The sequence below is a fragment of the Shimia sp. W99 genome (genome assembly GCF_053851455.3).
On sequence record NZ_JBSQBU020000001.1, the window covers coordinates 3116143 to 3130159 of the forward strand.

General features: G+C 59.8%; 11 protein-coding genes. 10 read left to right on the forward strand and 1 reads right to left on the reverse strand.

Annotated features, from left to right (window positions below; all coding sequences use genetic code 11):
* Positions 1-9 precede the first annotated feature (9 nt).
* From ACS3QZ_RS15180 to ACS3QZ_RS15215, 8 genes are all read left to right on the forward strand, one after another.
* Entirely contained in the window at positions 10-1224 is a 1215-nt protein-coding gene (locus ACS3QZ_RS15180) for an acyl-CoA dehydrogenase (protein WP_456038599.1), read from the forward strand.
* A 96-nt stretch (positions 1225-1320) separates the two neighbouring features.
* On the forward strand, positions 1321-2751 hold the full coding sequence (locus tag ACS3QZ_RS15185; RefSeq protein WP_456038600.1) for an aldehyde dehydrogenase family protein: 1431 nt from the start codon (positions 1321-1323) through the stop codon (positions 2749-2751).
* A 6-nt stretch (positions 2752-2757) separates the two neighbouring features.
* Positions 2758-3864: a butyrate kinase gene (gene buk, locus ACS3QZ_RS15190; RefSeq protein WP_456038601.1), complete on the forward strand. Its 1107-nt coding sequence runs from the start codon at positions 2758-2760 to the stop codon at positions 3862-3864.
* A complete protein-coding gene (locus ACS3QZ_RS15195) occupies positions 3831-4781 on the forward strand; it encodes a phosphate acyltransferase (RefSeq protein ID WP_456038602.1) in 951 nt (316 codons plus the stop codon). The genes buk and ACS3QZ_RS15195 overlap by 34 nt, the downstream gene beginning before the upstream one ends.
* The gene (locus ACS3QZ_RS15200) at positions 4778-5653 is read left to right on the forward strand and encodes a 3-hydroxybutyryl-CoA dehydrogenase (protein ID WP_456038603.1); all 876 of its coding nucleotides are present in this window, start codon (positions 4778-4780) and stop codon (positions 5651-5653) included. Before ACS3QZ_RS15195 ends, ACS3QZ_RS15200 begins: the two co-directional genes overlap by 4 nt.
* 22 nt (positions 5654-5675) lie before the next feature.
* Entirely contained in the window at positions 5676-6434 is a 759-nt protein-coding gene (locus ACS3QZ_RS15205) for an electron transfer flavoprotein subunit beta/FixA family protein (protein WP_456038604.1), read from the forward strand.
* Positions 6434-7360 (forward strand): electron transfer flavoprotein subunit alpha/FixB family protein, encoded by a 927-nt coding sequence (locus tag ACS3QZ_RS15210; protein WP_093096169.1) that lies wholly within the window; start codon positions 6434-6436, stop codon positions 7358-7360. Before ACS3QZ_RS15205 ends, ACS3QZ_RS15210 begins: the two co-directional genes overlap by 1 nt.
* A gap of 7 nt (positions 7361-7367) precedes the next feature.
* Entirely contained in the window at positions 7368-8816 is a 1449-nt protein-coding gene (locus ACS3QZ_RS15215; RefSeq protein ID WP_456038605.1) for a Glu/Leu/Phe/Val family dehydrogenase, read from the forward strand.
* A gap of 50 nt (positions 8817-8866) precedes the next feature.
* On the opposite strand, the gene ACS3QZ_RS15220 is transcribed toward ACS3QZ_RS15215, so the two are convergent.
* Positions 8867-9820 carry an AraC-like ligand-binding domain-containing protein gene (locus ACS3QZ_RS15220; protein WP_456038606.1) on the reverse strand — a complete coding sequence of 318 codons (954 nt, stop codon included), beginning with the start codon at positions 9818-9820 and terminating at the stop codon, positions 8867-8869.
* 273 nt (positions 9821-10093) lie between these two features.
* Between ACS3QZ_RS15220 and capB the strand changes: the two genes are divergently transcribed.
* Both capB and capA read left to right on the forward strand, forming a co-directional pair.
* Entirely contained in the window at positions 10094-11845 is a 1752-nt protein-coding gene (gene capB / locus ACS3QZ_RS15225) for a caprolactamase subunit beta (RefSeq protein WP_456038607.1), read from the forward strand.
* A gap of 26 nt (positions 11846-11871) precedes the next feature.
* Entirely contained in the window at positions 11872-13998 is a 2127-nt protein-coding gene (gene capA / locus ACS3QZ_RS15230; protein WP_456038608.1) for a caprolactamase subunit alpha, read from the forward strand.
* Positions 13999-14017: the final 19 nt, after the last annotated feature.

Genomic DNA, 14017 nt, shown 5'->3' on the forward strand with positions numbered 1-14017 from the left:
ACCGGAGAGATGGCAAAGGACCTCGCCCCCCAATCGAAACCCGACCTGAATGCCTTCAACTGGGAAGATCCCTTCCTGTTGGAAAGTCAGCTGCTTGAAGACGAGCGGATGATCCGTGATGCGGCCAAGGCCTATTGCGATGAAAAGCTGATGCCGCGTGTGACGGCGGCGTTCGAGAACGAGCAGACCGACCCCGAGATCTTCCGCGAAATGGGCGAAATGGGCCTGCTGGGCACCACGATCCCCGAGGAATACGGCGGCATTGGCGCGGGCTATGTGAGCTATGGCCTGGTCGCGCGCGAAGTTGAGCGGATTGACTCAGGCTACCGCTCGATGATGTCGGTGCAAAGCTCGCTGGTGATGTACCCGATCTATGCCTATGGCAGCGAGGAGCAGCGTCAGAAATACCTGCCGAAACTGGCCTCGGGCGAGTATATCGGCTGTTTCGGCCTGACCGAGCCGGACGCCGGCTCTGATCCGGGCAGCATGAAGACCACCGCCAAGAAGGTCGACGGCGGCTATGTGCTGAACGGCTCGAAGATGTGGATTTCCAACGCGCCGATCGCGGATGTGTTCGTGGTCTGGGCCAAGTCCGACGCGCATGGCGGCAAGATCCGCGGCTTCGTGCTCGAGAAGGGCGCCAAGGGTCTGAGCGCGCCCAAGATCGAGAACAAGGCCTCGTTGCGGGCCTCGATCACGGGCGAGATCGTGATGGACAATGTCGCGGTGGGCGACGATGCGCTCTTGCCCAATGTCGAGGGGCTGAAGGGGCCGTTCGGCTGTCTGAACCGGGCGCGCTATGGCATTGCCTGGGGTGCGATGGGCGCGGCCGAGTTCTGCTGGCACGCGGCGCGTCAATACGGGCTGGATCGCAAGCAGTTCAACAAGCCGCTGGCGCAGACGCAGCTGTTCCAGCTCAAGCTGGCCAACATGCAGACCGAGATCTCGCTGGGCCTGCAGGCGGCGCTGCGGGTGGGCCGGCTGATGGACGAGGCCAACGCTGCGCCGGAAATGGTGTCGATCATCAAGCGCAACAACTGCGGCAAGGCGCTGGAAATCGCCCGCCACGCGCGCGACATGCATGGCGGCAACGGCATCAGCCTCGATTTCCACGTGATCCGTCACATGGTCAACCTGGAAACCGTGAACACCTACGAAGGCACCCACGACGTCCACGCCCTCATCCTCGGCCGCGCGCAGACCGGACTGCAGGCGTTTGCCTGATTTCAAAATCGCCTGCCCCGCGCTTTTCTTGGCGGCGGGGCAGTCCTTACCGGCCCGGTTTTGACCGCCCATTTGCCCTAACTCCGTGAGCATGTCATGAAAAAGAACCTTATTGCCGGCCAGTGGCTGGACGGTGTCGACGCGTCTGAAAACCGCAATCCGGCGAATATTTCCGAAGTGATCGGGCATTACGCCCGCGCTTCCTCCGACCAGGTTGATGTCGCTGCGACGGCAGCCCGCGCTGCCTTGCCCGGCTGGGCCAATGCCTCGCCACAGGTGCGTTCGGACCTGCTCGAGGCGGTTGCGCAGCAATTGCTTGCGCGCAAGGACGAGATCGGCACGCTTCTAGCGCTCGAAGAAGGCAAGACCCTTGCGGAGGCCATTGGGGAAACGGTTCGGGCCGCCCAGATTTTTCGCTTTTTCGCAGGGGAAGCCATTCGTGTCGTCGGTGATGCAATCGCTTCGGTCCGCCCGGATGTGGATGTGGATGTCGTGCGCGAACCGGTTGGTGTTGTTGGCCTGATCACGCCCTGGAACTTTCCGATCGCCATTCCCGCCTGGAAGATTGCTCCGGCGCTCGCCTATGGCAATACGGTGCTGTTCAAACCTGCCGATCTGACCCCGGCCAGCGCACATGTTCTGTCAGAGATCATCCATGATGCAGGGTGTCCCGCCGGGGTGTTCAACCTTGTCATGGGGCAGGGGTCGGTTGTGGGCAATGCGATCTCAACCCATCCGCAAGTGGATGCTATTTCCTTTACCGGTTCGGTTCCGGTTGGGCGTGGGTTGGCGGTTACGGCGGCGCAGCACATGAAGAAGGTCCAGCTCGAGATGGGCGGTAAAAACCCGATGGTGGTTCTGGACGATGCGGATCTGGATATCGCCGTGCCCGCGGTTTTGAACGGCGCGTTTTTCTCCACGGGGCAACGTTGCACGGCGTCGAGCCGGATCGTTGTTCAGGCCGGAATTCATGACGCGTTTGTTGATCGTTTGTCGTCCGAGATGAAAGCCCTCAAGGTTGGCAACCCGCTGGATACATCGGTTCAGATCGGCCCGGTTGTTTCCGAGAAACAGTTGCTCTCAAACCTCGACTATGTCGCCATCGCGGGGGCAGAAGGCACCGAAGTCATTGGCGGTGAGCGTCTGAACCGGGAGACGGAAGGATATTTCCAGGCCCCGGCGATGTTCGTGAATGCGACAAACGAGATGCGGTCGAGCCGTGAGGAAATCTTTGGCCCCTGTGCATCGATCATCAAGGTAGCGGATTTTGATGAGGCCCTGTCCGTGGCCAATGACACCGAGTTCGGTCTGAGTTCGGGAATCTGCACGAGCAGCCTGAAATACGCCCGCGCGTTCAAGCACAAAAGCCAGGCCGGTATGGTCATGGTGAATCTGCCAACGGCGGGTGTTGATTATCACGTGCCTTTTGGCGGTCGAAGAGGGTCTTCGCATGGATCACGCGAGCAAGGCCGTTATGCGGCTGAGTTCTATACGTCCGTCAAAACGGCCTATAGTTTCGCAGGCTGAAGCGACATGTCACGCGATCTTGTCCTGGCGATCAATCCCGGCACCACGACCACGCGCTGTGCGCTTTATGAGACACGGGCCGAGGGGCCGTTCGCTGTGTGCGAGCGGACCCTTGAGCATGACGAAACGGTCATGGCGGGGTTCCCCAGTATCGCGGCGCAGCTGCCTTATCGCACGGAATGCGTTTCGGCGTTTCTAGCAGAAGAGATGGGCGAGACTGACAGGCTCGTTGCTTGTGCCGGGCGAGGAGGCATGCTTACCCCTGTGCCGCCGGGCGTGATCGAGGTGAACGCGGAACTGGTTCAATTCGCGCTCTTCACCCCCACATACCATCACGCCAGCAATCTCGGCGCGCCGCTTGCTGCGGGGATTGCGTTTCAATATGGCGTGCGGGCCTTTGTCGTGGACCCGGTCAGCGTGGATGAATTGCCCCCCGTAGCGCGCATAACCGGCTGCCCCGAGCTGCCTCGGTTCAGCTTTGTTCATGCGCTGAATATCCGGGCGTGCGGGCGGAAGATGGCTGCATCCAAGGGAAAAACGCTGAACGAATTACGGGCCGTAGTCGCGCATCTGGGTGCCGGTTTTTCGATCGCAGCCTTGGTGGACGGACGCCTTGTCGACAGCTCGAACCGGATGGAGATTTCTCCGTTCACCCCCGAGCGCGCGGGTGGGTTGCCGCCTCTGCCGCTGATCGAGCTGTGCTATTCGGGTGCCTACACCAAGGACCAGTTGCTGAAGAAACTCTATGGCAATGGCGGTGTGTTCGCCCATCTTGGCACCAAGGATATCCGCAAGGTCGAAGCCATGGTCAATGACGGCGATGAACGGGCCCGGTTGGTCTATGACGCCATGATCCTGCAGATTGCCAAGGCCATTGGTGGCATGGCTGCGGTGGCTGACTTCGCTCTGGACGGGATCGTCCTCACCGGTGGGCTGGTGAACAGCCCTCGCATTGTTACCGCCTTGACGGAAAAGGTTGGCAGTATCGCGGATATCGTTGTCTATCCCGGCAGCAATGAATGCCTGGCATTGGCTGAAGGGGCTGTGCGCGTGCTCGCCGGAGAAGAGACGGCAATGACGTGGCCGGTTCAGCCCTTGGCAGAGGCGGTGTGATGTCGGAGGCCGGGTTCGCGCAATTGTTGGCTCGGTTTGCCAATGCAGGACGCGATATCGGCCTGTGTGTGGCGGGCGGGAACGATCCGGAAGTTATCAATGCCGCCGCGGATGCGTTGTGTCTTGGCCTTGTTGGGCGCGCCGTCGTGACCGGAGATGCGGGTTGGATCGCGCGGCATTTGCCGAAGGACGTGGTGAAACAGGTTGATTTGCGTGAAGCCGAAACGCCCGCTGAATGTGCCGAAAGGGCCGTTGCTGCTGTGCGCGCTGGCGAAGCGGGTATCCTGATGAAAGGTCATGTGGACAGCACCGCCTATCTGAAGGCTATCGTGAGCCGCACAAACGGTCTTCGCGATGGGGGAATTCTGTCCAACGTGACCGTGGCGGAAATGGCGTCCTATCCTAAGTTCCTGGCCGCGACGGATAACGGCATCGTTCCGGCCCCCGATCTTGACCAGAAGAGACAGATCATTCTGAACACGGCCCCTCTTTTTCGTGGGCTTGGTGTGGACCCGGTCAAGGTCGCCGCCGTGGCAGCGACCGAAAAGGTATCCGACGCGCTGTCAGCGACGCGCGATGCGGTCGCGCTGAGCGAAGAAAGCCGCGATGGGAAATTGCCGGGTTTCGTTGTGGACGGGCCGTTCGGCTATGACGTCGCGGTTAGCCGTTCGGCGGCGATCAGCAAGAAACTGGATCAGTCGGAGGTCGCTGGGATGGCTGACCTCTTGCTGTTTCCGACAATCGAGGCGGCGAACGCTGTCGCAAAATCCTGGAAGTTCCACGGTCAAGCCGAGACCGGATCACTGGTGCTTGGGGCAAGTGTGCCGGTGCTGTTGAATTCGCGTTCGGATTCAGCCGCTCGCCGTATCAATGCACTTTTGCTGGCTCTGGCCGTTAAAGCAGGGGAAACCAAATGACGTTTCAGACAATCGGGGTCATCGGCGCCGGGCAGATGGGCAACGGGATCGCACAGGTGTTTGCCGCATCCGGGTTCGACGTGCGCCTGAACGACTTATCTGGAGATGCGCTGGAAGGCGCTGTGGCGCGCATTTCAAAAAACCTTGATCGGCAAGTGGCCCGTGGCAAGGCAACAGATGCCGAGAAAGCTGCCATAATGTCACGGATCGAGACGACAACCGATCTGGGGGACCTTGGCGCAAGCGATCTGGTGATCGAGGCGGCTACGGAACGCGAAGACATCAAGGCGCGCATCTTTTCCGATCTGCAACCTTCCCTGCAGCCCCACACCATATTGGCCAGCAACACATCATCCATCTCGATCACACGCTTAGGCGCCGGGACGGACCGTCCAGAACGGTTTATCGGCCTGCATTTCATGAACCCGGTTCCGGTCATGAAGCTTGTGGAGTTGATCCGGGGTATCAATACATCCGAGGAAACCTACAGGGCGATGCTGGGGTTGATCGAGCGCATCGGCAAGATTTCCGCCAGTGCCGAGGATTATCCCGCGTTCATCGTGAACCGTGTTCTGATCCCGATGATCAATGAGGCCGTCTACGCGCTTTACGAAGGTGTCGGCAATGTGGCCAGCATCGACGCTGCCATGAAGCTGGGTGCCAATCACCCGATGGGGCCGCTCGAACTGGGGGATTTCATTGGGCTGGATACCTGTCTTGCAATCATGAACGTGCTGCATGACGGGATGGCAGATACCAAGTATCGGCCCTGCCCCCTGCTGACCAAATATGTCGAAGCCGGATGGCTGGGCCGAAAGGTCGGCCGCGGTTTCTATGATTACCGGGGCGAGACCCCTGTGCCCACCCGATAGTTTCAAGAGGAGTCTACCGCCGATGAAGGTACTTGTGCCTGTGAAGCGCGTGATTGACTACAACGTGAAGGTTCGTGTTAAGGCGGACGGGAGCGGAGTTGATCTCGCCAACGTGAAGATGTCGATGAACCCGTTCGACGAGATTGCCGTTGAAGAGGCGATCCGCCTGAAAGAGGCCGGCAAGGCCGAAGAAGTTGTGGCCGTGTCGATCGGCGTCAAGCAGGCCCAGGAAACGCTGCGCACCGCGCTGGCGATGGGCGCGGACCGTGCGATCCTCGTTGTGGCTGCGGATGACGTGCACACCGATGTTGAGCCGCTGGCGGTTGCCAAGATCCTTGCCAAGATCGTCGAGGAAGAGGCCCCCGGTCTGGTGCTCTGCGGCAAGCAGGCGATCGACAATGACATGAACGCCACCGGCCAGATGCTGTCGGCGCTCTTGGGCTGGTCGCAAGCGACCTTTGCCTCGGAAGTGGACATCGACGGCGACAAGGCAGTCGTGACCCGTGAAGTCGACGGCGGTCTGCAGACCATCAAGGTATCGACCCCGACCATCATCACCGTTGATTTGCGCCTGAACGAGCCGCGCTATGCGTCGCTGCCGAACATCATGAAGGCCAAGAAAAAGCCGCTGGATGAGAAAACCGCCGCCGATTACGGCGTCGACGTCTCTCCGCGTCTTGAAATCGTGAAAACCGAGGAACCGGCCGAGCGTGCCGCCGGGATCGTGGTGGGTTCGGTCGACGAACTGGTTGCAAAACTCAAAGAAGCGGGGGCTGTGTAATGGCTGTTCTTCTTCTCGCAGAAGTCAACAATGGCGAACTGGCGCTGGACGCCACCGCCAAGGCTGTCACCGCGTCCAAGGCGCTGGGTGACGTGACCGTTCTGGCCGCGGGCGCCTCTGCCGCAGCGGCGGGCGAAGCCGCTGCCAAGATCGACGGCGTGGCCAAGGTTCTGGTCGCCGAAGACGCCTCGCTGGGTCACCGCCTCGCGGAATCGACCGCGGCGCTGATCGTGTCGCTGGCCGGCGATTACGAGCACATCGTGGCCCCCGCCACCACCGACGCCAAGAACGTGATGCCCCGCGTGGCCGCGTTGTTGGACGTGATGGTGATCTCGGAAGCCACCGACGTGGTCGACGCCAACACCTTCGTGCGCCCGATCTATGCTGGCAACGCGATGCAGACGGTCAAGTCGAACGACGCCAAGAAGGTCATCACCTTCCGGACCTCGACCTTTGACGCGGCCGGTGAAGGCGGATCCGCTTCGGTCGAAACCGTTGGTGCGGCCGCAAATCCGGGTCTGTCGGAATGGGTCGAAGACAAGGTTGCCGAAAGCGACCGCCCCGAGCTGACCTCGGCCGGCGTTGTCGTGTCGGGTGGCCGTGGCGTGGGTTCGGAAGAGGACTTTGCCCTGATCGAGAAACTGGCCGACAAGCTGGGCGCCGCTGTTGGCGCGTCGCGCGCTGCCGTCGACTCGGGCTATGCTCCGAACGACTGGCAGGTGGGTCAGACCGGCAAGGTCGTCGCCCCCGAGCTCTACATCGCCGTGGGCATCTCGGGCGCCATCCAGCACCTCGCGGGCATGAAGGATTCCAAGATCATCGTCGCGATCAACAAGGACGAAGAAGCCCCGATCTTCCAGGTCGCAGACTTCGGCCTCGTCGCAGACCTCTTCGCCGCAGTACCAGAACTCACCGACAAACTGTGAGGGTGTCATGGAACACGTACAGATTCCCGATCCGCTCGTTGAACACGGCTTCAGTGCCTCTGTAGATCACATGTTCGACAGGGCGGTCCAGTTCCTGAACCTTTCGCCGGGTCTTGAACAGAAGATTCGCGTCTGCAACGCCACTTATACCGTGCGCTTTGGCGTCCGGCTGCGTGGTGGGATTGAAACCTTTACCGGATACCGGTCGGTTCACTCCGAACACATGGAGCCGGTGAAGGGGGGGATCCGCTATTCGCTGGATGTGAACCGGGACGAAGTCGAAGCGCTGGCGTCGCTGATGACCTACAAATGTGCGTTGGTCGAGGCGCCTTTTGGTGGCTCAAAAGGCGGCCTTTGCATTGATCCGCGCCAATATAGCGAGGAAGAGCTTGAGCGCATCACGCGCAGGTTTGCCTATGAACTCGCAAAGCGGGACCTGATCCATCCGTCACAGAATGTGCCCGCCCCCGACATGGGGACGGGTGAACGTGAAATGGCGTGGATTGCCGACCAGTATGCGCGCATGAACACGACCGACATCAACGCCCAAGCCTGTGTGACAGGCAAACCGGTGTCGGCGGGCGGAATCGAAGGCCGGGTCGAAGCCACGGGGCGCGGCGTGCAATATGGCCTGCGTGAGTTCTTCCGACATCCTGAAGACGTGGCACGGGCCGGTTTGCAAGGATCACTCGACGGAAAACGGGTGATTGTGCAAGGGCTGGGCAATGTGGGTTATCACGCGGCCAAGTTCCTGTCCGAAGAAGATGGCGCCAAGATCATTGCCATTCTCGAGCATGATGGCGGTCTGTTCAGCGCGAGCGGGCTTGATGTCGAGGCCGTGCGTCAGTGGATCCTGCAAAATGGCGGGGTGACCGGGTTTCCCGATGCCGTCTACGTTGAGAATGCTCCGGTCCTGCTTGAAGAGGACTGCGATATTCTCATCCCGGCAGCCCTTGAAGGTGTGATCAATCAGCACAACGCAGCGCGCATCAAGGCGCCCCTGATCATTGAGGCTGCCAATGGGCCGATCACATTCCAAGCCAATGAAGTTCTGCGGGCGAAAGGCACGGTGATTATTCCGGACCTCTATGCCAATGCCGGGGGTGTGACCGTCAGCTATTTTGAATGGGTCAAGAACCTGAGCCATATCAAGTTCGGACGCATGCAGCGGCGTCAGGAAGAAGCCCGACATCAGCTGGTCGTGGACGAGCTGGAACGATTGTCCAAAGCGATTGGAACGACCTGGGAATTGTCGGCGGATTTCAAGTCGCGGTACCTGCGCGGTGCTGATGAGCTTGAACTCGTGCGTTCCGGTCTCGATGACACGATGCGGAGCGCCTATCAATCCATCCGCGCGTTGTGGCATGCGCGGCCGGATATCGGGGACCTGAGAACGGCAGCCTATTGCGTGTCGATCGAAAGGATAGCCGACAGCTATCGCTCCAAGGGGCTTTGATACGATGATGATTTCGGGCCTTCGCCTTTTCTGGGGCGAAGGCCGACGTTTTATCCGCTGATTTCGGATTTGAAGGCGGATGGGGTGATTCCGAACTTGTTCTTGAACAGGCGCGAGAATTGCGCCTGATCCGAGAAACCAAAACGATAGGACACTTCCGCGATCGGCAGGCTCGGTGCCGAGGCCAGACGATCCCGCGCCGCAATCAGGCGCTGATCGCGGATTTGCTGGCTGACCGTGCCGTTCACGTCCTTGAACAGGTCATGCAGGTAGCGTTTCGAAATACCGCATCTTTCCGAGATTAGGTCTGGCGACAGGTCGGGGTTTTTCAGGTTCTCCCGAATGAATTTCTCAACCCGCGCGATGTGGGCCGAGCGAACCGCTGAAAGGTTGCTGGTGCTGGCGTCGGCGGTTTCATCAAGCGCCAACCCGAGCAGTTCCAAAAGCTGGCGTCCCACGGTTTCGCTTGCCGCTGGTCCAAGATCCGAAAGCCTTGAATGGGCTTGGTCCACCATCGAGGCAAACAAGCCAGCCGTACCCGTGGTTGCGTTGAACACCTGGGCACAGAATCGGTCGGGTTGCCGCACACGTTCCTCAAGCGCCTTGCGGCCAACCTTGAGAACAAACAGGTCATTGGGCTTTTCATAAAGGAACCGGTAGGGTTCATCGCCGCGTTCGAGGATGAAGCCCCCTGGATCACAACGCACCTCCCGCCCCAGTTGGCGGAACTCGACCGAGGTCGCCCGAGGCAGGGTGATCAGGTATTCGCCCTCGTGCGTGTCACGAATATGTGCGCGCCGACGCTCGTAGCTCAAAGGGTCCGAGGTCAGCCGGGACATGGCGACATGGCCCATGGACATGCGGCTGAGTTGGCCGTTGAAATGGATCGGATCACGAAACTGAAGCTCGAGTGGAAAGTACGAGTCATTGACCACCGCGTTCCATTTGCTGGAGCGGTGCTGCGGCTCAGTCGTGGCCGTCGAGAATGTGAGCTCGGCGGTCATATGCGTTCCTCCCATCGGAAAGCATAATCCAAAGCACCAATAAAACAAAGGAAATTGGCCACTCTGCACTCAGCGGCAAACGGTTCTGCGCTGTGCGACAAATTGTTCTGCGCAAATCTGCAAACGCTCTTGCGCTGATCGTCAAGACCGCCGCGACGCGCTGAGACAAGCTGGTTGCATGTGATCGACGTGCAGGAGGAGCACGCCAGATCGGGGGAAAACAAACACACCCGTCAGGCGGCCTTTCTGCACCCATGCAGAGGACCAGAACGAATGGCTAAGAGACAAGTTGACCCTATCACACTTTCAGTGGTGCGGGGCGTATTGGAAACGACACAGCGCGAGATGACGCTGGCCCTGGAAAAGACCGCGCGCAGCTCTGTCTTCAATCTGGCACATGATTATTCGACGGCACTGTTCAACCACACGCCCGAAATGATCCTGCAGGGTCAGGATATTCCCATTCACCTTGGATCGCTGATCCCAGCCATGAAATCGGTAGCGGGTTTCTTTGAGGGCGATATCCACGAAGGCGATCTCATCCTTCATAACGATCCGGCTTATGGCGGCAGCCACATCATCGACACCTGCATGTACTACCCGGTGTTTTATGAAGGCGAGCTGGTGTTCTGGACGGTCTGCAAGGGTCACCTGACGGATATCGGCGGTCCGGTGCCTGCGGGCTATAACCCCGAGGCCAAAGAGATCTTTGCCGAAGGTCTGCGGATTCCGCCGATCAAGCTGTGGGACAAGGGTGTTCCGCGCAACGACATCATGAACATGCTTCTCACCAACATGCGTGCGCGCCGCGACCAGGAAGGAGACTTCAACGCACTCATTGGGGCGTGCCAAGTGGGGGCGCGCAACCTGATCGCGCTGATGGACAAGTACGGCAAAGATACTGTTCAGGAGTGCATTGCCGAACTGCTCGACATGGCGAGCGCGCACATGAACGGTCTGATCGCGCAAGTGCCAGACGGAACCTATTCCGGTACGGCCGTTCTGGAAGATGCGGGCCACGGTTTCGGCGATTTCGACATCACGGCGACTGTCACGATCAAGGGTGACAGCTGTCATATTGAAATCGAAAGCCCGCCGCAGGTGCCGTATTTCATCAACTCCTACGAGGGAAACTCCTATTCCGGAGTCTATCTCGGCCTGATGATGTTCGCGCAGTTGCCGCCGCCCTATAACGAAGGTCTTTACCGCAACGTGACGGTCGACATGGGCAAGAAGGGAACGCTGTGTAACGCCCAATCGCCCGCCCCGCATATGAACTGTACTACCACGCCGATGGAGACGCTGACCGACGCGGTGCGGCTGGCCTTTGAGCAGGCCGCACCCGACAAGGTTTCGGCAAGCTGGGGCCACGCCAATGGCTGCAACATTGCCGGGTGGGACAGCCGCCATGACGAGGAATACGTCACCATGGTGTTGGCCTCGATCATCTCGGGTGCGGGTGCGACCGCCAGTCAGGATGGATGGCACGCCTGTGGGCCGGAATGCTGCTTCGGTGCTCTGACCTCGGGCGATATCGAGATGCTGGAACACAGCTATCCGATCATCATCCACGAATACGGGCTGATGGAAGACAGCGGCGGCGCGGGCAAGTTCCGTGGTGGGTCCGGTACACGCTGGGCGGTTGAACCACTCGATACCGATATGACGCTGGTGACCTTCGGGGAAGGGCGCCGCATTCCGGCCATGGGAGCCGCCGGGGCAAAATCCGAGATGGTGCATAAAAAGGTCGGTCGCCTTGAAATCACCCGCAACGGCGAAACCCAGATCATCACCGACAACGTGATCGAAACCATCAAACCCGGCGAGATCGCCGCAAACCTGAACCCCGGTGGCGGCGGTTTCGGCAACCCGTTTGAACGTGACCCCCTGAAGGTGGTCGAGGACGTCCGCAACGGCCTCGTGTCGATCGAGGGCGCCCGGCTGGACTACGGCGTGGTGATTGCTGACGCCGACACGCTTTCCATCGACGAAGACGCCACAGCTAGAGCCCGCGCTGCGGCCTGAAGCCCCTGACTGAAAGGAATATTACTATGCGAACCCAATATCGTCTGGGCATCGACGCCGGCGGCACATTCACCGACTTCATTCTTGCCGACAAAAAGGGCGGGACACGGATCTTCAAGGTTCTGTCGACCCCAACCGAGCCGACCAAGGCCATCAAGAACGGTTTGGCGCTGATCACCGAAGAAACCGGGCTGACGGCGCAGGAAATCGTGTCCAACTCGGACCTATGTATCAACGGCACCACAGTCGGCCTGAACGCGCTGATCACCCATACCGGGGCCAAGACCGGCCTGATTGCCACCAAGGGGCACGAGGACTCCATCGAGATCCGTTTGGGTCACAAGGAAGACGGTTATCGCTATGACCCGGACTATCCGCCGGCGACCATGCTGGTGCCGCGTCACCTGCGTAAGGGTGTCAGCGAGCGGGTGATCTCGGACGGGTCGGTTAAGACACCGATCAACGAGGAAGATGTGCGCGACGCCTGCCGTTACTTCGTTGCGGAAGGTGTTGAATCGGTTGCGATCAGCTTTGTCTGGTCGGTGCTGCACCCCGAGCATGAAAACCGCGCCGCCGAGATCGTGCGCGAAATGATGCCCGATGTGCGTTTGACCGTGGGCAGCCAGCTTTATCCGCAGGTGCGCGAATACACTCGCACCTCGACCGCCATCGTGAATGCCTATCTGGCGCCGATCCTGCAGCGCTATGTCGAAGCGATTGATGCCTATTTCCGTGAATTGGGCAGCCAACATCCTGTGCGCTACTTCCAGTCGAACGGCGGTCTGGCGCTTGGCAAGGTGGTCAGTGACCAGTCGGTATATGCGATTAACTCGGGTCCGGCCTCGGCACCTCAGGCAGCATTGGATGTGGCGGAACCGTGGGGTGACAAGAACATCATCACCTGTGACATGGGCGGGACATCTTTCGACATCACGCTGACCAAGGATGGTCAGGCCAACGTCAACAAGAACATCGACTTCCTGCGGTATCGCATCGGTATCCCGATGATCCAGGTAGAGACGCTTGGTGCGGGCGGTGGTTCGATTGGCTGGATCGACTCCATGGGCCTGATGCAGATGGGACCGCAGTCGGCAGGATCCGAACCCGGACCGGCGTGCTACGGACAGGGCGGTGAGAACCCGACCACGACCGACGCCAACCTTGTGCTGGGCTATCTGAATGCCGACGGACTTGTTGGTGGTCGCCTGCCGCTGGACGTGGAAAAAGCGCGTGGCGCGATCAAGACGAAACTCGCCGACCCGTTAGGTATCTCGGTCGAAAAAGCCGCGTATGGCATGTTCACAATCGTCAACAACAACATGGTCAACGCCATCCGCCGGGTGTCGGTCGAAAGGGGCTATGACCCGCGCGACTTCGTGCTGATGGGTGCCGGTGGCGCGACCGGTGCGCACATCACGGCGCTGGCGCGTGAAATGGGCATTTCCAAAGTGCTGATCTCCAAGCTGGCCTCGGGTCTGTGCGCTTATGGTCAGATCATTTCGGACGTCAAATACAACTACATGGCACCTGCACCGATCCGTTTGGAAGGGGCCGAAGCTGCCAAGAAGCTGGACAATCTTTTCAACTCGCTTGAAGCGCGCGGCAAGGTCGACCTTGCAGGTGATGGTTTCTCGGAAGAGCGGATTTCAATCCGCCGCTCGCTTGATATGCGTTATGTGGGCCAGGTGCACGAATGTACGGTCGAGATTGATCCGTTCGAAGTGACCGAGGCAACGATCGAGGACATCAAGGCCGCGTTCCACGCGCGTCACAAAGAGCTTTACACCTATGACGAGCCGCACAATGCGGTCGAAATCGTCAACGTGGAAAGCACGATTGCGGGTCACGTGGACAAGCCGGAACGCATGAAGATTGGCGCAGGTAAAGGGGCGCATGAAACCCTGAAAGGCACGCGCCCCATGGTGTTCAACGCCGACGGCATCGCCCAGGACACGCCGGTTTATGACGGCTCGCTCATGGGGGCTGGTGACACGTTGCACGGACCCGCTGTGATCGAAGAGGTCACGACCACCATCGTGGTCGAGCCTGGCTGGACCGTCAATCTGCATGACAGCGGCGTTTATGTTCTGACCGCAGATGCGGCGACAGAGCAGGGTCTGGCCGAGTCTCGCAAAGAACTGGCCGAGGCCTGAACGATGGTGCGGCGGAAAG